The 21016-nt window shown below is 40.1% G+C and carries 18 protein-coding genes; 11 read left to right on the top strand and 7 right to left on the bottom strand.

All coding sequences use genetic code 11. The annotated features are described in order from the left end of the window. Window positions 1–39: 39 nt before the first annotated feature. The 3 genes from DQW11_RS21485 to DQW11_RS21475 all read right to left on the bottom strand — a co-directional run bounded on the left by DQW11_RS21485 (window position 40) and on the right by DQW11_RS21475 (window position 3429). Window positions 40–1317 carry a hypothetical protein gene (locus DQW11_RS21485; protein WP_113926195.1) on the bottom strand — a complete coding sequence of 426 codons (1278 nt, stop codon included), beginning with the start codon at window positions 1315–1317 and terminating at the stop codon, window positions 40–42. A gap of 191 nt (window positions 1318–1508) precedes the next feature. After that, complete coding sequence (locus DQW11_RS21480) at window positions 1509–1925, bottom strand: nucleotidyltransferase substrate binding protein (protein ID WP_113926194.1); 417 nt, start codon at window positions 1923–1925, stop codon at window positions 1509–1511. Window positions 1926–1998: 73 nt separating this feature from the next. Next, window positions 1999–3429, bottom strand: a complete 1431-nt coding sequence (locus DQW11_RS21475) for a S1C family serine protease (protein WP_394337152.1) — start codon at window positions 3427–3429, stop codon at window positions 1999–2001. A 207-nt stretch (window positions 3430–3636) separates the two neighbouring features. On the opposite strand from DQW11_RS21475, the gene DQW11_RS21470 reads away from it, so the two are divergent. From DQW11_RS21470 to DQW11_RS21440, 7 genes are all read left to right on the top strand, one after another. Then, a complete protein-coding gene (locus tag DQW11_RS21470; protein ID WP_113926260.1) occupies window positions 3637–4803 on the top strand; it encodes a 1-deoxy-D-xylulose-5-phosphate reductoisomerase in 1167 nt (388 codons plus the stop codon). Beyond that, window positions 4803–6122 carry an RIP metalloprotease RseP gene (gene rseP, locus DQW11_RS21465; protein WP_113926192.1) on the top strand — a complete coding sequence of 440 codons (1320 nt, stop codon included), beginning with the start codon at window positions 4803–4805 and terminating at the stop codon, window positions 6120–6122. Before DQW11_RS21470 ends, rseP begins: the two co-directional genes overlap by 1 nt. Before the next feature lie 110 nt (window positions 6123–6232). After that, window positions 6233–7453: a hypothetical protein gene (locus DQW11_RS21460; protein WP_113926191.1), complete on the top strand. Its 1221-nt coding sequence runs from the start codon at window positions 6233–6235 to the stop codon at window positions 7451–7453. A gap of 234 nt (window positions 7454–7687) precedes the next feature. Then, a complete protein-coding gene (locus DQW11_RS21455) occupies window positions 7688–9544 on the top strand; it encodes a Kelch repeat-containing protein (protein WP_157966172.1) in 1857 nt (618 codons plus the stop codon). A gap of 227 nt (window positions 9545–9771) precedes the next feature. Further along, window positions 9772–12261, top strand: a complete 2490-nt coding sequence (gene lon / locus DQW11_RS21450) for an endopeptidase La (RefSeq protein ID WP_113926189.1) — start codon at window positions 9772–9774, stop codon at window positions 12259–12261. A 190-nt stretch (window positions 12262–12451) separates the two neighbouring features. Further along, on the top strand, window positions 12452–13855 hold the full coding sequence (gene hslU, locus DQW11_RS21445; RefSeq protein WP_113926259.1) for an ATP-dependent protease ATPase subunit HslU: 1404 nt from the start codon (window positions 12452–12454) through the stop codon (window positions 13853–13855). Window positions 13856–13959: 104 nt separating this feature from the next. Continuing rightward, window positions 13960–14697 carry an SDR family NAD(P)-dependent oxidoreductase gene (locus tag DQW11_RS21440; protein ID WP_113926188.1) on the top strand — a complete coding sequence of 246 codons (738 nt, stop codon included), beginning with the start codon at window positions 13960–13962 and terminating at the stop codon, window positions 14695–14697. A 19-nt stretch (window positions 14698–14716) separates the two neighbouring features. Here DQW11_RS21440 and DQW11_RS21435 read toward each other — a convergent pair whose 3' ends face one another. Continuing rightward, the gene (locus tag DQW11_RS21435) at window positions 14717–15205 is read right to left on the bottom strand and encodes a SixA phosphatase family protein (protein ID WP_113926187.1); all 489 of its coding nucleotides are present in this window, start codon (window positions 15203–15205) and stop codon (window positions 14717–14719) included. 89 nt (window positions 15206–15294) lie between these two features. Here DQW11_RS21435 and DQW11_RS21430 point away from each other — a divergent pair, with 89 nt between their 5' ends. Further along, window positions 15295–15486 carry a cold-shock protein gene (locus DQW11_RS21430; protein WP_113926186.1) on the top strand — a complete coding sequence of 64 codons (192 nt, stop codon included), beginning with the start codon at window positions 15295–15297 and terminating at the stop codon, window positions 15484–15486. 58 nt (window positions 15487–15544) lie between these two features. On the opposite strand, the gene cdaA is transcribed toward DQW11_RS21430, so the two are convergent. Then, window positions 15545–16414 carry a diadenylate cyclase CdaA gene (cdaA, locus tag DQW11_RS21425; protein WP_113926185.1) on the bottom strand — a complete coding sequence of 290 codons (870 nt, stop codon included), beginning with the start codon at window positions 16412–16414 and terminating at the stop codon, window positions 15545–15547. Next, window positions 16411–17295, bottom strand: a complete 885-nt coding sequence (folP, locus tag DQW11_RS21420) for a dihydropteroate synthase (protein ID WP_113926184.1) — start codon at window positions 17293–17295, stop codon at window positions 16411–16413. The genes cdaA and folP overlap by 4 nt, the downstream gene beginning before the upstream one ends. Before the next feature lie 16 nt (window positions 17296–17311). Between folP and DQW11_RS21415 the strand changes: the two genes are divergently transcribed. The 3 genes from DQW11_RS21415 to DQW11_RS21405 are packed head-to-tail and all read left to right on the top strand — an operon-like array spanning window position 17312 to window position 19477. Continuing rightward, complete coding sequence (locus DQW11_RS21415; RefSeq protein WP_113926183.1) at window positions 17312–17857, top strand: DUF1599 domain-containing protein; 546 nt, start codon at window positions 17312–17314, stop codon at window positions 17855–17857. Continuing rightward, window positions 17850–18950, top strand: coding sequence for a BT_3928 family protein (locus DQW11_RS21410; RefSeq protein WP_113926182.1), 1101 nt, complete (start codon window positions 17850–17852; stop codon window positions 18948–18950). Before DQW11_RS21415 ends, DQW11_RS21410 begins: the two co-directional genes overlap by 8 nt. Then, entirely contained in the window at window positions 18947–19477 is a 531-nt protein-coding gene (locus tag DQW11_RS21405) for a shikimate kinase (RefSeq protein WP_113926181.1), read from the top strand. Before DQW11_RS21410 ends, DQW11_RS21405 begins: the two co-directional genes overlap by 4 nt. Here DQW11_RS21405 and DQW11_RS21400 read toward each other — a convergent pair. Beyond that, on the bottom strand, window positions 19467–20987 hold the full coding sequence (locus tag DQW11_RS21400) for an OmpP1/FadL family transporter (RefSeq protein ID WP_113926180.1): 1521 nt from the start codon (window positions 20985–20987) through the stop codon (window positions 19467–19469). The two genes, DQW11_RS21405 and DQW11_RS21400, sit on opposite strands and share 11 nt — an antisense overlap. Between the last annotated feature and the right edge of the window lie 29 nt (window positions 20988–21016).

Here is a 21016-nt window from a genome sequence, read left to right as displayed (position 1 = left end):
CCCTCCAAGGATTTTGAACACTTGGAGGTTTTTTATAAATCAAACAATTACAGGATTTTTGACCTGAATGCAGCTCAATGGTTTGAGTACAGAGGGAGTGGAATAATCAAACTGGCAAACGCCGTCCGGCCCGATTACAATCAAAGATTTTGGTCCTGGAATGATATCCACAGATTTCATGGATTTTAGGAATTCCAATTGGTTTTTGTCAATATTCATCACGTCCGCGACATTGAAGCTTTTGAGTCCGTGCTCCCCTTCTGCGACATAAAGAAAATCCCCTGCAAGGCCCAAACCGTGAGGATTCAGCATCTCATAGGCTTTCAATAGCTTTGGATTGTAAGGGTCTTTGATGTCCAAAACCTGCAATTCATTTACTCCCTGTCGGCAGAATACGCCATTGCGGAGCGTTACAAAGGCATAATCTTCATTCACCACAACAGGATCGCATGCCGTGAAATGGGAATATTCAGCCATTTTTTTCGGATCGGAAGGAATGCTTGCATCATAGATATGCATGCCGGTGTTGGATCCGATAAAGAGTTTTTCCTGAAAAGGAAAAATGGTTTCGATTCCCCATCCTAACTCAATGTTTTTGATAAAAGTGGGATCATCTTCTTTGGTGACGTCAAAAACCCTCAAACTATATTGGTCCACGGCATATAAATGTCCGCTCATCAATGTGAATCTCGCCATGGAACCACCCTGACCATAGCTTTGTCCGCCACCTTTTCTGCCGCTGTCATTGGCCATTGCCAAAAACTCAGGTCTTCCCCACCATCCTCCCCAACCCCACATCCTGTCCGATTCGCTCGTCAGAACAGTGTCTTTCCAAGTGATGATTTGTCCTGTATCAAAATTGGTATACATGCTTTTGAAGACATCCTCATCCCTCCCCACCATTTTGATGCTCCTTATATCACTGATATCGAAAGACAAGAGGTCCACATAATTGTCCGCATATAGGATGTCGCTGTTGACTGCAAGGTCCACATTGCCGGGTATATTGATGAAATTGAGATTCTTTGGTGCAGCCGGATCGGAATTGTCCAATATATGGATTCCTTTTTGGGGCTCATTGATCAAAAGGTAATCTCCATAAATATAAATCTTACCCGGATTATCCAATTCTTTCCCGGGTTCTATGATGATGTCTGCCTCCCTTACAGTACTCATTTGGAGATAAACCGGAATGGTGGTTTTGTAAGTGTAAGTGTTGGTGACCTCATCATGACAGGATGGCAACACCAAAAACATCATGAATGCCAAGATCAGATGTAGAGGTTTGCCGAGAGTGGAATGGTTATTTTTTTTCATGATTGTAAAATAATTGGTTGTAGGATTGAAACAATTAGTCAAATGGCTGTATTCCCCTGACGACCGATGCCGTAATTGTGCTACAGGGAGCGTAAAAAAATTGTAGAAATTTTCATTTTCAATAAAAAAGTTGGTATTCGGACCTATAAACAAATTGATATTTTGTAGCTCACCCTGTCATTTCCCCATTCCTACTCCAGCTTTTTACTCAATTTCCTTTCAAAATTTTCAAGGAGTTTGATGTACTTTTTGGCAATTTTTTCTGCAAACTCGCCCTGAAAATCCTCTGTATAAAGAGGGTTAAACTTGATCCTTTCGATGATCATATCGAGCCAACCCTTGCCGTCGTCGATCAGTTCTTCATTAAAAGCCTCTACCGTAGCGTCTCTTGAACCTGAAAAAGGATGTTGCCGGCCTTGTTTTTTGAAGAATTCCCCAATGGTTTTCAAGGCAAGTTCATGCGTCAGCTCAAAAGTGCGGATGACCTTTTTTTGCATTTTTGGATCCAAAGGGGCGGTTTTATATAGCCGTACAACTTCTTGCAGTTCATCAAGAGCATCCTTGTAGTCGTCAAAGCATTTTTCGCAGGAGGGAGGAGCTATTTTCATAAGTAGTTTGGTGTCTTTTTGGGATTGCAATCCATCCTCTAGATGTGGATTGCGAAACCTTAATTTAGGAAAATTATCTCACATTATAGGACTGCATGAAAGGTTGTCCGCTTGGAGTAAATCCCTCGAGTCTTAACCTTCCGCTGAATTTTTCTAGGTACAGGCCAACTTCCTCGGGATTTGTGGCAGGTTCACCATTGATCATGGTGATCACAAAACCGTTGTTCAATCCAAGATCTCTCAAATATCCACGCGAAATCCCGGTGATCTTGATGCCATAATTGATATCGAATTTGTCTTTTTCTATGGTATTGACGGACTCCAACCTTGCGCCAAGCAAATTGGAAGCGTAAAATTCTCTCTTGATGACTCCGGTGGTCCCTTCCAGATTTTGAAGTGTGAGGGTTGCAGTCTTGAGTTCATTTCCCCGCTTGAACTGTATACGCACTTTGTCTCCGGGTTTGTAATAGGAAAGTACTTCTTCAAAACTTCCTTTGCCTGTGATGTCAATATTTTCAATCCAGGTCACCACATCGTTTTTTTGCATACCGGCTTTTTCTGCTGCGCCTTCCCTTACCACATGGGTCACGATGACGCCATCCAAGGATGGTAATTTCATGTCCTCGGCGAGTTCGGGAGTGACTTCCACTACTTCCAAACCGGGAATGGCTTTCTGGACTTCACCGTATTTGATCAGGTCATTGGCGATTTTCATCGCAATATCCACCGGAACAGCAAATCCATATCCTGTATAAGAACCCGTCCTGGAAAGAATAGCCGTATTGATGCCCACCAATTCCCCGTTGATATTGACCAAAGCACCACCGGAATTGCCCGGGTTGATAGGTGCATCTGTTTGGATAAATGACTCCAATGGAAATTCACCTCCCAAAATATTGATCTGCCTTTCCTTGGCAGAGACAATACCGGCAGTGACGGTGGAGGTCAGATTGAATGGATTTCCTACGGCAATCACCCATTCGCCGATTTTCAAGGTGCGGCTTGTTCCCAATTGAATAGCTGGAAGATTGGCTGCTTCAATTTTCAGGACCGCGATGTCCGTATTCTTATCTGTTCCGATCAATTTGGCAGGATAGGTTCGTTTTTGGTGGACGATTTCGATGGTTTCGGCACGGTCGATGACATGGTTATTGGTAATGATATATCCGTCAGCGCTGATAATGACCCCGGATCCGGTACTGACCCGTTGGGTAGGCTCAGTTCCAAAAAAATAATCAAACATACTGTAGCGTCTTTGGTCCGTACCGGAAAAGTTCTTGATAAAAACTACAGAAGGCGTGCTTTTTTCTGAAGCTTCGACAAAGGAGATTGGGGCATTTAGAGGGGTTCCGACAGAATTATTGACCTGATAGGGGACGCTCCTTGGCATTTCCGTAACCGTATTTTCGGGAAATTCCTCCCTTGGGTTGAATTCATGAAAAGCCCATGCGCCCATCAGACCGGCTGAAAAGGCCAATATCAATGTCTTCGCATTTTTGATCATAACATCCATAACGAATTGCTGTAATTTTGGGTTAGTCCTTTTTTGAAAACAAATAATACCAATACCTATTTATGTGCCAAATTTAGCCCTTTTCAAAAAGACTGGGAATTTTGAAGGAAAAGTCCATTAACCTTGTAATTTTGTCATGTCTATAAGGGAATTTATCAGACAGATAGACTTTGTCCCTTGCTAATGCAAAATGAATTAATGTCAGGAAAAAAGAATGTAGCCATCCTTGGCTCTACCGGAAGTATAGGTACCCAGACCCTCGAGGTCATTAGATCACATCCCGAGAAATTTCAAGTAGAAGTCCTGACTGCCCAGAATAACGCAGATTTATTGATCCGTCAGGCCATAGATTTTCAGCCCAATTGTGTTGTGATAGCCAATGAGAGTCTCTATGAAAAAGTAAGGGACGTTTTGCTTCCTTTGGGTATCAAAGTTTTTGCAGGGGAAAAAGCATTGTCTGATGTGGTCACTATGGAGTCTATAGACATAGTCCTGACTGCATTAGTGGGATATTCCGGTTTGATCCCTACCATGAAAGCAATTGAGGCAGGGAAAGCAATTGCCCTTGCCAACAAAGAGACTTTGGTAGTAGCGGGGGAATTGGTAACCAAATTGGCACGTGAAAAAGGTGTGAACATTTATCCCGTAGATTCCGAACATTCCGCTATTTTTCAATGTTTGGTAGGTGAATTTCATAATCCAATAGAAAAAATTATCCTAACTGCGTCGGGAGGACCATTTCGGGGGAAAGATAGGGAGTTTCTGGGATCTGTGACCAAAGCTCAGGCATTAAAGCATCCCAATTGGGATATGGGAGCAAAAATTACCATTGATTCTGCTTCTTTGATGAACAAAGGACTTGAGGTAATTGAAGCCAAATGGTTGTTTGGACTGTCCAAAGAGCAGATAGAAGTTGTAGTCCATCCTCAATCCATCATCCATTCTTTGATACAGTTTGAGGACGGAAGTATCAAAGCACAACTTGGACTACCTGATATGCGTATCCCTATTCAGTTTGCCTTAAGCTACCCAGACAGGTTAAAGGCAGATTTTCCTAGGTTTGATTTTGCCAGATATCCAAACCTGACTTTCGAGCAACCTGATATAGAAACTTTCCGCAATTTAGGTTTGGCTTACGAGGCACTTGCAAAAGGGGGGAATTCACCTTGTATCTTAAATGCTGCCAATGAAATCGTTGTGGCTGCATTTTTGAGGGAGGATATCGGATTTCTCGAAATGTCTGACATTATCGCTGAAGCAATGGCCAAGGCAGATTTTGTCAATAACCCGACATTGGAAGATTACATCAATACGGACAAAATGTCCCGTATCATCACTCAAGAATTAATAAAGAGTAAAGTATAATGGATACACTGATCATGGTAGCCCAATTAATATTGGGGTTGTCAATTTTAGTAGGCCTGCACGAGTTGGGCCACTTACTTACCGCCAAAATGTTTGGCATGAGGGTGGAGAAATTCTCCATTGGATTCCCTCCAAAAATCATCGGATTCAAATGGGGTGAAACAGAATATTCCATTGGAGCGATTCCATTGGGAGGTTTTGTCAAAATCTCCGGTATGGTCGATGAATCCATGGACACAGAACAGCTTTCATCGGAACCTCAGCCTTGGGAGTTTCGCTCCAAACCGGCATGGCAGCGCTTGATCGTCATGCTTGGCGGTATCATCGTCAATGTAATCACAGGGATTATCATTTTTGTGGTTTTGGTATACCAAAGAGGGGAAACCTACTATTCAAGGGATCAAGTTATCCAAAACGGAATCGTTGCCTTGGAAATCGGAAAGCAGATCGGGTTTCAAGATGGAGACAAGATTTTGGATATCAATGGATTGCCATACGAAAGCATCAATGAATTAAGTGGTGGAGAAGCCTTATTGAGCAGCGGGGGTTTTTATACCGTTGACCGTGGAGGTGAGATCATCAAGATTGAAATACCAAGAGGGTTTATCAATTCTTTCAACAGCGAGCAGGCCATGTCCAGCTTCATCAATATCAGGGTTCCTTTTGATGTGAAGGAAGTTTCTCCAAACAGCACTGCGGAAAAAATCGGATTGAAAGCCGGTGACAAAATCGTTGGTGTCAATGGCTCACAGATTGCATATTTCAATGATTTGCAAAGTTCCCTTGCTGACCTGAAAGGCAAAGAAGCCACTTTGTTGGTAGAAAGAAATGGCGAAACTTTAGAAAAATCTGCCCAAATTTCTGAGGAAGGAACCATCGGCATAGCTGTAAATCCTCTGCTTGAACCCGTCGTCAAAAAATATGGAATCGCAGAATCCATCACCAAGGGTACGCAGCGTGCATTTGGAGTGGTAATTGTCAATGCCAAAGCCTTGGGAAAAATGTTTACCGGCGAAGTATCTGCCAAAAATGTGAGCGGACCCATCGGAATGGCAAAGATTTATGGCAATAATTGGGATTGGGTCAAATTCTGGAGTATTACCGGATTGATTTCTATGATCCTGGCATTTATGAACCTGTTACCGATTCCGGCACTTGATGGAGGACATGTGATGTTTTTGCTATATGAAATGGTTTCAGGTCAGGCGCCATCTGACAAGTTTTTAGAAAATGCACAGAAAGTAGGTATGGTACTTCTGCTTGCACTGATGGTATTCGCCATTGGAAATGATATCCTGAAGTTGTTTACGGGGCCATAATCAGGAAAAAACCGAGATATGAAAGGGGAAGGAAATTATTTTCTTCCCCTTATTTTTTAATATTATTTTTTTGGGTATCATTGTTCGGTTAATCACCCTAAAGCCCATTTATGAAAATTAATGTTACTTTGATTTTGCTTCTGGCAATCAGCCTGATTTTATTTTCCCAATTTTCTTTTGCCCAGTCAGAGGATTATATCCTTACACTGGATGGCACCAAAGTTTATGGGAAAATTGAGAGGAAATTCGACTACGAATCTTATGACATAATCCGCTTTTCAAAACCCGGAGAAAAGTCAAAAACTTTGTCTCCGAAGGATATTTCAGGATTTGGTTTTGATAATGGTTGGCTTTATGTAGTCAAAAAACTGACCGAAGAAAGGGAAGCGGAATTTGTTCAGGTATTGATTTCAGGCAAATTAACTTTGATCCGGAGCAGAAATATTTTTTATATCGACAACGGTACAGAAGTAGTGGAACTGGTGGCACGCTACGAGCAGGAGGAGATTAAAGGAAGAGAATTCACTGAACTCAAAAGACCCTATATCGGCACCCTGAATATGCTGATGGCGGGAGATTGTACCAATGAATTGTATCAGGACATCTTCAATTTGAAATATGAGGAATACGATTTCATTTCTATTTTGTCCAAATACCATCTTTGCGAAAACCTCCCTTTCGAACTCCATTTCAAAAAAGAACCATTTACCAGGGTTTCTCCTGTGGTTTCGGCTGGGATTTCTTCCATAGTCTTGACACCGGCAACCATTACAGGCAACAGAAAGGACGCTTTTGAAACAAGTATTTTTCCCATTTTTCAGATTGGAGTCAAAGCCCATCAGTTCAGAAAATGGCCCCGATTATCAATGGATGTGGCAATTGCCTATATGAATCAGGACAATACGGTGATTTCGGAATATGTTTCCTCGGAACAGTACATGACTGCCACAGAAACATACACTGCAAGAGCGATTATGGTACCTGTTACCATCAACTATACCTGGATTAGGCTAGGAAAGGTCGATTCCTATATTGGATTGGGAGTGGTTTCCAATTACAATAAGATCGAAAGTGAATTTTCAATCATTGACCAGACATTGAATTCCAACGGTATCACAACACTCTATGAGGAGCCATTAACAGATATCAAAAGGAGATTTGTCAGTCCTCTCGCAAAGGTCGGCAGTGTCATCAACCTGAGTAAAACCATTGGGTTGGTAGCAGAATTTCAAGTGACCCAAAACCCGGAAGTGATGAGCGTCAGTCTTCCCTTCAATGTGGTTATCTATGACAGATTGGTCAGTTCATTTCTTATCGGATTACGTTTTTAAATTGGAAAAATTATGAAAACAAGAATTATAGCAGTGTTGGTTTTGACGGTCTCATTGATGTATTCCTGTCAAAAGGAAGAAGATGTCAAGCCTGCCACCAATCCGAGGTTCAGTGTGGCTTTTATCCAGGAATTGGATGGTGAGGGAGTTCAGTTTGCTGCAAATGTGTTTGATTTTGGTTCTGATGAAATCCTGGAATATGGCTTTGTGTACAGTCCAACTTCTGTTCCGAAGGTGGAAAAAGATGATGTCGTAAGCCAAAAAGGTAAACCTTCTGCTTCTTTTGAGCTTAAGGGTACACACTCAATGAAACTTGGTGAAAAGTATTGGGTCGCTGCATTTATAAAAACCTCCAAAGGAATTGTTTATTCCAAAGTAATTGATTTTGTGAGTAAAGGGTCTTTGGGATTTTTGTTTTCGGAAATAGTAGCACCTCCAACAGTTTTTTTTGGAGATACTCTTGAAGTCAGAGGCAGTAACTTTAGTAAAATACCCGGGAACTATAGAGTTACAGTTCAAGGAGTGCCTGCAAAAGTTCTTGAGGTGTCGGGATTGGGTTTCAAGTTTGTTTTACCGGATATATTTCCAATTGGTGAAAAACAAGTTACACAAGGTTTGTATGTCTTCGAAATATCAGTTGCCGGAAAAGTTTTGGAATTGGAATATCCCTTGAATTTTCGGCAAGCAAATTTTAAAATTGATCCAAACCAAGTCGTCAATTATGAGGATACACTGGTGATTGAAGGATCTTACCTTTCTTCAGAATCAATTGAGGTAAAGTATTTTGCGGAAAACGGGAATGAGTATAAGCTCCCCGTAGTGGATTTTTCATCATCAAAAATCAGATTTAGGCCTTTAGCAAAATTTCAGGAGTCCAATCCAGAAATTAAGGTAACTATCAGAGGGAAAAAATATATTCTGTCAAACTCCTTTAAATTGAAAGCACCTGAAGTTGATTCAGGGCAGGCTTTTTTGAGAAAAACCTTTGAATGGACTTCATTAAAAGGGAAAAATTTCAATATTCATTATCCAGAATGGAATAGTTTGAGTTTTGGGGGTTTAGATTTGAATTATGAAATCCTTAATGTTAGCCCAACAAATTTGACATTTAGGGTATTGGCGGGAAACGATCTATATATTCCTAGAAACATTGAGGTTTATCCAAACAATTCGGGGAAGAATTCCATTAATTCTGTTAAGCTAACTTTCACAGACCCTGTTCTTCCTTTTTTAAACGCTGAAGGAATATTCAAAGAAGATTATGGCATTGGCGGAGGAGTCCCTATGGGGGATTACGGTTATTTTTTCAGGGTAAATTCAATTTACAAATTTACTCCTGGAACAAGAAAAATGGAACTGATTGTAGAAAATAAAAACTCTGACGCATTATTGGCTAATATTTTTACACTCAAATCTCCCAATGGAAAAATTTATTCCGGTGGCCATGCAGATAATGTGTTTTTCTATCAGTCCAGTCCGGAGATGTTTGAATTTGACCCTAGTAACAATACTCTGGTAAAGCTCCCAAAAATTCCTTCAGATGTAATTCAACCTCTAAGTGTATACGCTACTAACAAATACCTTTACTATGAAGGAGGTTTTAAAATTACCCCTGCTCAAGGTTATGTTGAAGTGAATGAAAGATGGAGGTACGAATTTTCTACAAAGACATGGAAAAAATTAGCAAGTCAAACTGAGATAAAAGATTATTCATTAAGACTCAAATCTTTTTGGTATAAGGGGAAGCTCTATCAAATCGGTGTGGAAAATCGAGAAGAAAATTTTATAGTTTTGCAAGAGTTTGACCAGCTTAAGGAAACTTGGGTGACTGTAGCCAGTTTTTCTAATCAGGATCCGATTGAATCTGAAGTAATCCCTATAATAGGCAATGAGGCTTTTTTATTTACCCCAACCCGGGTAATTAAAATCAACCTAGATTCTTTTTCTGAATCAGTTGTCCAAAATATAGGTGAAGAACATTCTATGCTATGGTTTAGCACTATGTCGGTTCTTGGAATTAATGGGAAGATCTATTCAACAAACATAGGATTCCAGGTGTTGGAACTGGACCCGGCCTATTTCACTTACTAGTTGATCAAAAAAGTTATTATTTGGTTTGTGCTATTGAAGTTTAATTTGGAGAGTGTTCCGAATTAATTCGCATTATTCACAGGATATTTATACAAACATTAACCTGCCATTTTGTACTAAAAATATCCTTGGCATATTCATTGATTTTATTTGAAGAACCTTCTTAAATTGAAGGTTCTTCTTTATTTTATTATTTACTTGACAGCTTGTCTGTCATATTGTCCTTTATGAAGAATTTTGAAAACCAATTATATCAATCGATGATAACAGGTGATTATGCCGGCGAAGGCGACTTGATACAACTGATCGCTGACGACGAAGATGAAAGTCTGCAGCAGCCGGAGAATTTTTCCACTGATATCCCGATCCTTTCTGTCCGCAATACAGTTCTTTTTCCGGGGGTAGTCATACCGATTACCGTCGGAAGGCAACGTTCCATCAAGCTTGTTAAAAAAGCCCAAAAAGGAGACAAACTCATAGGGGTCTGTGCCCAGATCAATGCCCAAAACGACGACCCTGCTTGGGACGACATATACCATGTAGGTACTCTGGCAAAGATTATCAAAATGATCATTCTTCCCGATGGCAATACCACCATCATCATCCAAGGCAAAAAGAGATTCCGCATCACGGAAACCGTGACAGAGGATCCATACTTTATGGCCAAAGTGGAATATTTGGAGGAGAATTTTCCAAAAAACAGTAAAAAAATCAAGGCCCTTGAAGAATCCCTGAAGGACTCCGCTGCCAAGATTTTGCATCTCAATCCCGAGATTCCAAGAGAAGCCCAAGTGGCACTCGATAATATAGACAATACTGCTTTTCTTACCCATTTTCTTTCTTCCAACATCAATGCTCCGGTAGAAGCCAAGCAAAAACTGTTGGAAATCAATGATGGGGTGGAAAGGGCTACGTTATTGTTGGAATTTATGATGAAGGATATTCAGATGCTCGAACTCAAAAGCGAGATTCAGAAGAAAGTCCATACAGATATAGACCAACAGCAGCGGGATTATTTTCTCCGACAGCAGATGAAAGTTCTTCAAACTGAATTGGGTGAAGAAGGGCCTGAAAAAGAAGTCGAAGAGCTCCGCTCAAAAGGGCTTTTGAAAAAATGGCCTAAGGAAGTTGCCAGGCATTTTGAAAAAGAACTTGACAAAATCCTGAGAATCAATCCATCTGCAGCAGAATATCCTATTGCACTGAATTATGCCGAAACCTTGGTCGAACTTCCATGGAATGAAATTACCGAAGACAACTTTGACCTCAAAAGAGCCAAGGCCATTTTGGACAAAGACCACCACGGTATTGAAAAAGTCAAGGACAGGATCATCGAATACCTAGCGGTATTAAAGCTTAAAAAAGACCTCAAGGGACCGATTTTGTGCCTTTATGGACCTCCGGGAGTTGGTAAAACTTCTTTGGGGAAATCAATCGCGACGGCACTCGGGAGAAAATATATCCGGATGTCTCTAGGCGGATTGCATGATGAAGCGGAAATCCGCGGACATAGAAAAACCTATGTTGGCGCTATGCCGGGAAAAATTATTCAGAACATGAAAAAAGTCAAATATTCCAATCCTGTTTACGTATTGGATGAAATTGACAAATTAAGTTCAGATTTCAGGGGAGATCCATCTTCTGCTTTTTTGGAAGTTTTGGATCCGGAGCAAAACAGCACTTTCGTTGACAATTACTTGGAAGTAGAGTATGACCTTTCCAAAGTTTTATTTATTGCCACAGCCAACTCATTGGATACCATTCAGCCTGCCCTTAGGGACAGAATGGAGATTATTGAAGTGACAGGTTATACCTTGGAAGAAAAAATTGAGATTGCCAAAAAGCACCTCATTCCCAAGCAAAGACAGGAACATGGTCTGAAGGCAAAGGATATCGCATTTGATAGGGCCGCAATAGCTAAAATCATCGAAGACTACACAAGAGAATCCGGAGTAAGAAATCTCGAAAGAGCAATCGGAAAAGTGGTCAGGAACCTCGCAAAATCCATTGCGATGGAAGAGGAATATGACAAAAAAGTCACTCCTGAGATGGTTAGAAAAATATTGGGAGGTGAATTTTTTGATAAAGAAATGTATCAGGACAACAGCACTGCCGGTGTGGTAACTGGATTGGCCTGGACATCCGTGGGTGGAGAAATTCTCTTTGTTGAAACTTCTTTGAGTAAAGGAAAAGGCAAACTGACGCTTTCCGGTCAATTGGGTGAGGTGATGAAAGAATCTGCAATGACTGCGCTTTCCTACCTTAAATCCAAAGCAGATAAATTGGGAATTGATGACAGGCTGTTTGATTATTACGACCTGCACATCCACGTTCCGGCCGGGGCAGTTCCAAAAGACGGCCCTTCTGCAGGAATTACAATGCTGACTGCCATAGCCTCGATTTTTACCCAAAGGAAAGTAAAAGCCAAGATCGCCATGACGGGAGAAATCACCCTCCGTGGCAAAGTGATGCCTGTAGGTGGAATCAAAGAAAAAATACTTGCAGCAAAAAGAGCCGGAATCAAAGAAATCATCCTTTGTAAAAACAACAAAAGAGATATCGATGAAATCGACAAGGAGTATATCAAAGGTGTGGAATTCCACTTTGTCGACAAAGTGGAAGAAGTGTTGGAAATAGCCTTGATGAAGTCCAAAGTGGATGATCCTATGGTCTTTTCTTTTCCAAAAGAATCTGAAAACAGCCGTCAAATAGCCTAAAAGAAATGTAAGCAAAGGCTGTTTGGCCGAAATTAAGTAAAACCTTTTTTGGTGGATAAGCTTCATGTCAATTCCCCAAAAATCAAGCGTTCTTCCTATTCAGGAATGTTTTGCGGTGTACCCGGTGGGTCAAATGTTTTGAGAAAATCCACCTTAATAAATGAATGGAGAACGTTTTAACGTCAACAATATGAGAAATGATTTTAGTGATTTGACCCCAAAACAGATTGTCACGGAGCTTGATAAATATATCATCGGTCAACATGACGCCAAAAGGAATGTGGCCATAGCCCTTCGCAATAGAATCAGGAGAATGAATGTGAAAGGAGATATCCAAAAAGATATTGTTCCCAATAACATCCTTCTCATCGGATCTACCGGGGTGGGAAAGACAGAAATAGCACGAAGATTGGCGAAAATCGCAAATGCCCCTTTCACTAAGGTGGAGGCTTCCAAGTTTACAGAGGTAGGATATGTGGGTAGGGATGTGGAAAGTATGGTCCGGGACCTTGTAGAGCAGTCTGTACATTTGGTCAGGGAAAAGAAAAATGAAGAAGTCAAAGGTAAAGCAGCAGATGCAGTAGATGAAGCAATCTTGGACATCCTGATCCCACCTGTAAAAACAGCAGGATTTGTACGCCCTTCCACCACGGCATCCATCGATTTCACTCCGGACCATGCACCGGACGATGAGTTGAATGAAAGGACCCGAGACAGGTTTCGGGAAAAACTCAAAAACGGAGAATTGGAAGACCGCAAGGTGGAGATCAATGTCAAGCAAAGTCCGCCTGTAGGTATAGGAATGATCGGTAACGGCATGATGGATGATGCCAGTATGGCTGGAATCCAGGATATGATCAGCGGCATGATGCCAAAAAAAACCAAGAAAAGAAAGGTTACGATAGCCGAAGCACGAAAGATCCTAATGGAAGAGGAAACCTCAAAGTTGGTGGATTTTGACGAGGTAAAAGAGGAAGCCCTTCGGTTAGCTGAAAACAATGGAATCATTTTCATCGATGAAATAGATAAGATCGCTTCAAAAAGTGGTAAAGGTGGATCAGGACCTGATGTCAGCCGCGAAGGTGTGCAGCGTGATTTGCTACCCATAGTAGAAGGAAGCGCTGTCAATACCAAATATGGGATCATCAATACAGACCATGTCCTGTTTATTGCGGCCGGGGCATTCCATGTTGCCAAACCATCCGATTTGATTCCCGAACTTCAAGGAAGATTTCCAATTAGAGTTGAATTAAACAGCTTGACAGAGGATGATTTCTATAGGATATTAAAAGAGCCGAAAAATGCTTTGACCAAGCAATACCAAGCGTTGTTTGAGTCAGAGGAAGTCTATCTTGATTTCAATGATGACGCCATCCGTGAGATTGCCAAACTGGCTTTTCAGATCAATGAGGAGGTGGAAAACATCGGAGCAAGGAGGTTACATACTGTCATGAGTCATTTGCTTAATGATTTCCTTTTTGAAGTACCTGATACCATAGAGGCAAATTCAAAAATCATGATCACCCAAGAAATGGTGCAGGAAAGATTGACTTCTTTGGTAAAGAACAGGGATCTTTCACAATATATTCTATAATCGGGATTTAGCTAACCCATATTTTAACTCCAGACTTCAGCAGGATAAATCCTTGAAGTCTGGAGTTATGTTTTATGGGCTTTAATAATGTTTTATATTTGATTATGTCTGCAACATCACTTTTTATCATTACAGGTACAAGCAAAGGAATCGGCAAGGCTTTGGTCGGCCTGGTACTTCAGAAAAGCCAAATCAAGGTCATTGGAATTTCTAGATCAAAATCAGAAGTGAAACATCCAAATTACCTTCACATAGCTTGTGACTTGGGAAAAATGGAGGAGATCGAAGATAAGCTGAATGAAATTTTTCCAGAAGGAAAATTTGAACGTATTGTTTTGATAAACAATGCAGGGGTGATCGGGGAAATCGCACATTTGGGTAAGTCATCCAATCAAAGCATCCGTCAAATATTTGCGATCAATTCCATTGCGCCTGCCATTTTGATGAATGCTTTCGTAAAAAAGTATGCACAATCTAAGGAAGCGAAAAAAATTGTCGTGAATATTAGCTCTGGGGCAGCCACCAAGGCAATAGATGGCTGGTCAGGTTATTCGGCTTCCAAAGCTGCCTTGAATATGCTGACCCAAACAGCACAAAATGAGTCAGAACTCGATCAAAACGGAATCAGATTTTTTGCAGTCGCGCCGGGAGTGGTGGATACAGCTATGCAGCAAGAAATCAGGAATTCCTCCTCCAAAGATTTTTCTTCCTTGGGGAATTTTATTGGTCTAAAGGAAAATAATCAATTGAGTAGTCCTGAATATGCTGCGGAAAAAATAATGTATTTAATAGAAAATCAAGAAAAATTTAATGAGGTGATCCAAGACGTTAGGAAGTTTTAAACAATTCTAAAACCCCAGGTCAATCTTTTTTTGGATAGTCAAAAAACCATATTTTGGCATTTTTGGCGCTTATTTCCTCCCATGTTTTCACATCAAACTTAAACCCAAACTGACCCGCAGTTGGAAGATTGTCAATTTCCCCCCCAAGCTTCCAGATCAGGTCATTCAATCCCGGATTGTGGCCAAACAAGAATAGCGCTTTGACACTTTCATCTGTTTTTTTTATCTCTGATAGAATTTGTGAGACGGAACCATGATAAAGGTCTTTGATGAAATCAATCTTTTTGGTTGGGAAATCAAGCTGTTCGGCGGTGATGATCGCTGTTGCTTTTGCCCTTACGGCGTCAGAGGAGATGATGGCATCTGGAAAAATGTTTTCTTTTTTCAACCTCTTCGCCATCTTGGGAGCGTCCTTTAAACCTCTTTCAGCAAGAGGTCTGTCATGGTCGTTTAAGAAGGGCTCATCCCAAGAAGATTTGGCATGCCTGATAATTACAAGCTTTTTCATAAGGGCAATTTAGCAAAATAAATTTTTGTTTTGTCAACTAGTATATTTACATTTAAAGGACATTTAACCACAAAATTTTAAAATTTATCATGCTTACCGGAACAGTAAAATTCTACAACGATGCAAAAGGATTCGGTTTTATCGTTGATGACGAGTCTCAAAATGACGTTTTTGTCCATGCCACAGGCTTGGTGGACAAAGTAGCCCAAAATGACAAAGTAACCTATGATGTTAAGGACGGTAAAAAAGGACTTAATGCTATTAATGTAAAAAAGTTATAGTAGTAGCTTTGCTTTGAAGTGTAAAAAAAGGTCCGAAACTTAAGTTTCGGACCTTTTTTTATGCACTTGTTGGAGTTACCTTTTTGAGTTTTGTCCTTTCGAATACAGATATGGATTCAAATTTCTCATCAATATCCACTCCTGACAGGTAATCATTGATCAATTCACGCAATTCCTGAAAAGAAAGGTTGTGAAGAATCTTTCCGTTTTTGGCCAATGATACCTGACCTGTTTCTTCGGAAATTATCAAAACCAAAGTATCCGTAGCCTCAGACATCCCAATTCCCGCCCGGTGTCTGAGACCAAACTGGGCCGGGACTTCGCGTTCAGTCACAGGAAGAATGCACCTTGCGGCTTTTACTTTTCCATTGTAAATGATCACAGCGCCGTCGTGAAGCGGACTGTATTTATTGAATATGGAGATCAGCAATCGTTTTGAAATCTGTGCATCGAGGATATCCCCGCTCTCTGCATAAAATTTCAATTCAGTATTGCTGGATAAGACCATCAAAGCACCTGTATTTGTACCGGACAGACTTTTTGAAGCTTCGATTATTGGATTGATATTGAATGCATTGCTTTCCCGTTTTTTCCAAAAAAGCAATTCCTGAAAGAAATTTTCATTGGATAAGAAAGAGGAACGGCCGATAATGAGAAGGAATTTCCGGATCTCGGGAGCGAAGATAATGATCGCTGCAATGACACCGACTCCCATGAATTGGCCAAGGATAATGGAAAGAAGCTCCATTCTCAAAGCACTTACCATGAGGTAAATCAAATAAATGGAAAGGAATCCAAGAAAAATTTTGATGGCTACACTGCCTCTCAACAATTTATAAACCTGATAAATAAGGATACTCACCAAGGTGATATCGATGATATTCACGATGGATATTTCTAAAAATCCTATTTTGAAAAGTAATGTCAAGGGTAAATTTCTTTATATAATTTTATTGTTTCTTTTGCCTCTTTCACGTCATGTACTCTCAAAATGTTTGCTCCGTTAATAAGCGCGGCCATGTGGAGTGCTGTGGTCCCGTTTAACGATTCCTCGGCAGAAACTCCAAGTTTTTTGGAAATCATTGATTTTCTTGAGACCCCAACCAAGATTGGTGCTTGAATTGTTTTAAAATAAGCCAAATTTTTGAGAATCCAATAGTTTTGTTCCAAAGTTTTAGAAAATCCAAATCCAGGATCAATCAATACATCTTTAATGCCAGCTTTCCTGCATAGGTTCAGTTTTTTAGAAAAATAATGCATAATTTCTGTTAAAATATTTTGGTATCCTGAATTTTGCTGCATCGTCTTTGGAGTGCCTTTCATATGCATGGCGATATAGGGTACATTTAGCTTTCCGACTTTTTCTATCATCAAAGGATCAAGTTCTCCGGCGGAAATATCATTGACAAAATCTGCGCCTGCAGCAACTGCCTCTTCGGCAACTTTTGACCTGAAAGTATCTATTGAAATCAGGATGTCGGGAAATTCCCTTTTGATTTTTCCGATCGTAGAAATGGTTCTTTTCAATTCTTCGTCAATTGAAATATCCTCAGCCATTGGCCTGCTTGAGTAGCCTCCGATATCTAAAATGTCTGCTCCCTCCGAAATCATTTTTTCAGAAACGTTCAAAAAACCTTCATTGGAGAATGTAACCCTGCTTTTTTCAAAAAATGAATCCGGAGTGAGGTTTATTATTCCCATTACCCAAAGTCTATCCAAAACCAATAGCTTTCCTTTGGAACAGAATGTTATTTTTGTGGGAAATAATATATCTTCGGAGGCGGAAGTTGGTTGAGGATCAGAAATCATTAAAATTGAAAATACATTGAAAACGCAAACAGTCAGCGAATATAATCAAGTTATCGCCCATTGTAAAGAACTCTTTAAGAAGAAAACCCAGGATTATGGGACTGCGTGGAGAATCCTCAGACTTCCTTCTATTACCGATCAGATTTTCATCAAAGCGCAACGGATAAGATCCATTCAAGAAAAAGGCAACCAAAAAGTCAACGACCCGATTGTTGATGAGTTTGTAGGCATTATAAATTATTGTCTTATTGCCCTAATTCAGATCTCATACCAAAACGATTCTAGATTGGAAATTCCTTATGCCGAGCTTGAGCCTGTGTACGATAAATGGGCGGAGTCTACAAGAAGCTTGTTGGAAAACAAGAACCATGATTATGGTGAAGCTTGGAGGGATATGAGAGTATCTTCCATGACAGACATCATCTTGATGAAACTTTTCCGAGTCAAACAAATCGAGGATAATCAGGGAATGACGCTGGTCTCGGAAGGCATAGAAGCCAATTATCAAGATATGATTAATTATGCTGTTTTCTGTTTGATAAAATTGAATTACCATGTTTAAGCAAACCATGTTATATATCGTCAGGCTCTTGGTTGGAGGCCTATTTATTTTTTCCGGTCTGATCAAAGTAAATGATCCTGTAGGTACGGCTATTAAATTGGAAGAATATTTTGATGTTTTTTCAAATGAAATCGCTTCATTCTTTTATTTATTCAAAGATTATGCTCTTCCGATAGCAGTCTTCCTTGTGGTTGCAGAAGTAGTCTTGGGAGTGATGTTGATCCTGGGAGTAAGGCTAAGATTTACGGTTTGGGCTCTTGGAATCATGATTTTGTTTTTCACTTTCCTGACTTTTTACTCGGCATATTTCAATAAAGTCACTGATTGCGGTTGTTTTGGCGATGCAATCAAATTGACACCTTGGGAGTCATTTACAAAAGATGTGATCTTATTGGTTTTGATAGGGATTCTATTTCTTTTCAAAAAAGACCTTTCCAATGACGGTCCTTCATGGGCAAAGTGGACAGTTCGTGGCAGCTTGGTCATTTCTTTGATATTGGCAATAACAGCAATCCGCAACTTGCCATTTATCGATTTTAGAGCCTATAAAGAGGGTGTGGATATTACAACAGCGATGAAGCCTTCTGCACCTTTGCAATATAATTACATCATGAAAAAAGATGGACTAGAAGTGGTATTGGACCAATATCCTACAGACGAATCCTACGAATTTGTGGATATGGTCTTGGTCAATGAAGATGCCCTACCCAAGATTTCAGATTTTGCCGTATGGAATGACGAAGGTGATTTTACAGAAGGAATTTTGACCGGGAATAAGGCTGTGATTTTTGTGACTTATATGGGAAAAATGAATACTGCTCACCTCGAAACAATTGATGCCATGGTTCAGGGGCTTCAGGGGAGTGAGATTTCCCCCATTCTTGTTGCGGCATCTTCGGTGGAGGAAATCGAGGCCTTGATTTCTGACAGAAAATGGAACATAGAAGGTTATCAGGGTGATGCCACTGTAATCAAAACCATCATGCGTTCAAACCCCGGTGTCATGCTTATCCAAGATGGAGTGGTATTGAAGAAATACCATTACCGGAATACTCCAAGTCCAGAGGAAGTGAAATCACTTTTTGTAAGATGAAATCCCCTTTGAAGATTGTTTTGGTCGGATTGCCGGGTTCAGGAAAATCCACTTTCGGAAGGCAGATAGCCAAAGAACTCAACTTCATATTCATCGATTTAGATCATTTGATTGAAAGAGAGACCGGAAAAAAAATCAAAGACATTTTTGGTTCCGAGGGTGAAGGTAAATTCAGGGAATTAGAAACATTTTACCTCGAGAAAACGCTCGATGGTCATGATGGATTTGTTTTATCTACTGGAGGGGGCACTCCTTGTTTCAACAACAACATGGATACGATCAACAAAAAAGGAGTTTCAGTTTATTTAGATGTCTCTTTAGAGGAAATCAATAAAAGATTGCTCAAAGACCAAACAGGAAAAAGACCAATGTTTGCAGGTTTGGAGGTTGGGGAAATCACATTAAAATTAAAAAACCTTCTTTTGCAACGTGAATATTTTTATCTCCAGTCAAAAATAAAACTCAGTGGAGAGGATATTTCCACTGAGCATTTGATGTCGGCATTGATGGGTTTTTTTAGAAATTAAAACCGAATGTCATCGTTCCGGTGGTGATATTGTTACGTATCTCAGTAAATGGTCCAATGTTGAAACCACCTTCTTCCACCGGGAATGAATTGTAAAGCTGTCTAAAGTTGGTAGAGGACAATGCGAAATCAAAATACATCGCTTTTAACCTTACCCCAAATCCTCCCGAAAACTGCTGTGTGCTCCTGTCAAAATTGCTGTTTACAAAAGGATCTCCATAAAAACCGTATCCTCCTCTCAATCTCCAAATATCAAATCTGAATTCTCCACCGACCCTATAATTTAATGTTTGTCCATATAAAGACCTGATTTGTTGATTATCGGCAGTCGCATTAAAATCTCTGGAGTTGATTGTACTTTTGCTATAATCAAGATAATCTATATCAGCTGAAATGAAACCGCTTTTCCCGATAAACAATGTCGCTCCTCCACTCAATCTCAAAGGGGTGTTGAGGTTATAGTTCCCTATCGTAATTGGCGTTTGCGCTTCTTCTGTTCCAAGGGTAATATTTTCTTCTTCAAAGAAAAAGTTGTCAAAGTTGTTGACCATTCTTGCCTCATATTCTTCATTGAAGTTATACCAAGTAGGTGATTGGAAGTTCACCCCCAGGTTTAATTGGTCAATAGGCTTGAAAATTACTCCCAGATTGATATTGGCTCCAAATCCACTCATAGAAAGTCGCTCATCGATAGTGGAGTTCAGTAATGGCTCATCGAAAAATTCTTCTCTATAATTTTTTCTTTGGTTATAAATTACTGAAGAAAGTCCCAATCCAGCACCTACAAAGAATTTGTTTAGGAAGTTGGCGCCATAAGAAACTGATGTTTGGCTTATTCTTCCTTCTGAGGTTACTGTCTCATTTTGGAATGGAAAGCCCAGGACAAAGGAATCATATTGGGTAGGATTGTTGATTGGGTTCCCGTTTGGATCCGTGGTAATGGGATTAATTAAAAATGTTTGGTAAGCCAAACCGGTGAGGCCAAAGTTTTCTATCTGACTTTCGGGAATACCATTTGCTTGCTGAAGGAAAAAATCAATTATAGAAACATCCCCTTCAATGTCTGAGAAATAGCCAAACTGAGTGTTAAAGTGGTTCATTCTGTTAAAACTGATACCAAACGACCCGCCTTTGAATGCGCTTGTGTTTAGGGCTCCTTGCCTGGGATTGCTGATTACCAAACTGAGGTTTGGAATAGAAAAATTTCCTGTTCTATCATTTTGGATTTGACCCAAATAATTGGATTCTGTATTCCAAGTCCCAAAAGATGGTGAAAAACTAAATTCAGACCTTCTGAAAAACCCAAGTCCGGCAGGATTGGTATGGATATTCGAAATATCACCACCCAACGACATTTGGGCACCGCCTAAACCAATTATTCTCGCAGATCCAGTTGATCTAAACTGGCTAAACCTTAAAGCATCTTCATAATATCCAAACTGAGCAAATACTGACGAAGAGCCTAAAAAAATCAAAAAAAATCCAAGCAATGAATGTTTTGTCGAAATCATATATGAAATATAGAAATTTGACTTATAGT

Origin of the sequence: Cognataquiflexum aquatile (assembly GCF_003316845.1) — a bacterium.
Taxonomy (GTDB): Bacteria; Bacteroidota; Bacteroidia; order Cytophagales; family Cyclobacteriaceae; genus Cognataquiflexum; species Cognataquiflexum aquatile.
The sequence above is the reverse complement of the archived record's forward strand: the minus strand, read 5'-3'. Positions and strand labels throughout refer to the sequence as shown.

Excerpts from the sequence above, each read along its gene's own strand:
- DQW11_RS21480 (WP_113926194.1), bottom strand. The coding sequence starts at position 1,925 with ATGAAAATAGCTCCTCCCTCCTGCGAAAAATGCTTTGACGACTACAAG.
- DQW11_RS21485 (WP_113926195.1), bottom strand. The coding sequence starts at position 1,317 with ATGAAAAAAAATAACCATTCCACTCTCGGCAAACCTCTACATCTGATC.
- DQW11_RS21435 (WP_113926187.1), bottom strand. The coding sequence starts at position 15,205 with ATGAAAAAGCTTGTAATTATCAGGCATGCCAAATCTTCTTGGGATGAG.
- DQW11_RS21440 (WP_113926188.1), top strand. The coding sequence starts at position 13,960 with ATGTCTGCAACATCACTTTTTATCATTACAGGTACAAGCAAAGGAATC.
- DQW11_RS21410 (WP_113926182.1), top strand. The coding sequence starts at position 17,850 with ATGTTTAAGCAAACCATGTTATATATCGTCAGGCTCTTGGTTGGAGGC.
- DQW11_RS21400 (WP_113926180.1), bottom strand. The coding sequence starts at position 20,987 with ATGATTTCGACAAAACATTCATTGCTTGGATTTTTTTTGATTTTTTTA.
- lon (WP_113926189.1), top strand. The coding sequence starts at position 9,772 with ATGAAGAATTTTGAAAACCAATTATATCAATCGATGATAACAGGTGAT.
- DQW11_RS21475 (WP_394337152.1), bottom strand. The coding sequence starts at position 3,429 with ATGATCAAAAATGCGAAGACATTGATATTGGCCTTTTCAGCCGGTCTG.
- hslU (WP_113926259.1), top strand. The coding sequence starts at position 12,452 with ATGAGAAATGATTTTAGTGATTTGACCCCAAAACAGATTGTCACGGAG.
- folP (WP_113926184.1), bottom strand. The coding sequence starts at position 17,295 with ATGATTTCTGATCCTCAACCAACTTCCGCCTCCGAAGATATATTATTT.
- rseP (WP_113926192.1), top strand. The coding sequence starts at position 4,803 with ATGGATACACTGATCATGGTAGCCCAATTAATATTGGGGTTGTCAATT.
- DQW11_RS21460 (WP_113926191.1), top strand. The coding sequence starts at position 6,233 with ATGAAAATTAATGTTACTTTGATTTTGCTTCTGGCAATCAGCCTGATT.
- DQW11_RS21470 (WP_113926260.1), top strand. The coding sequence starts at position 3,637 with ATGTCAGGAAAAAAGAATGTAGCCATCCTTGGCTCTACCGGAAGTATA.
- DQW11_RS21405 (WP_113926181.1), top strand. The coding sequence starts at position 18,947 with ATGAAATCCCCTTTGAAGATTGTTTTGGTCGGATTGCCGGGTTCAGGA.
- DQW11_RS21430 (WP_113926186.1), top strand. The coding sequence starts at position 15,295 with ATGCTTACCGGAACAGTAAAATTCTACAACGATGCAAAAGGATTCGGT.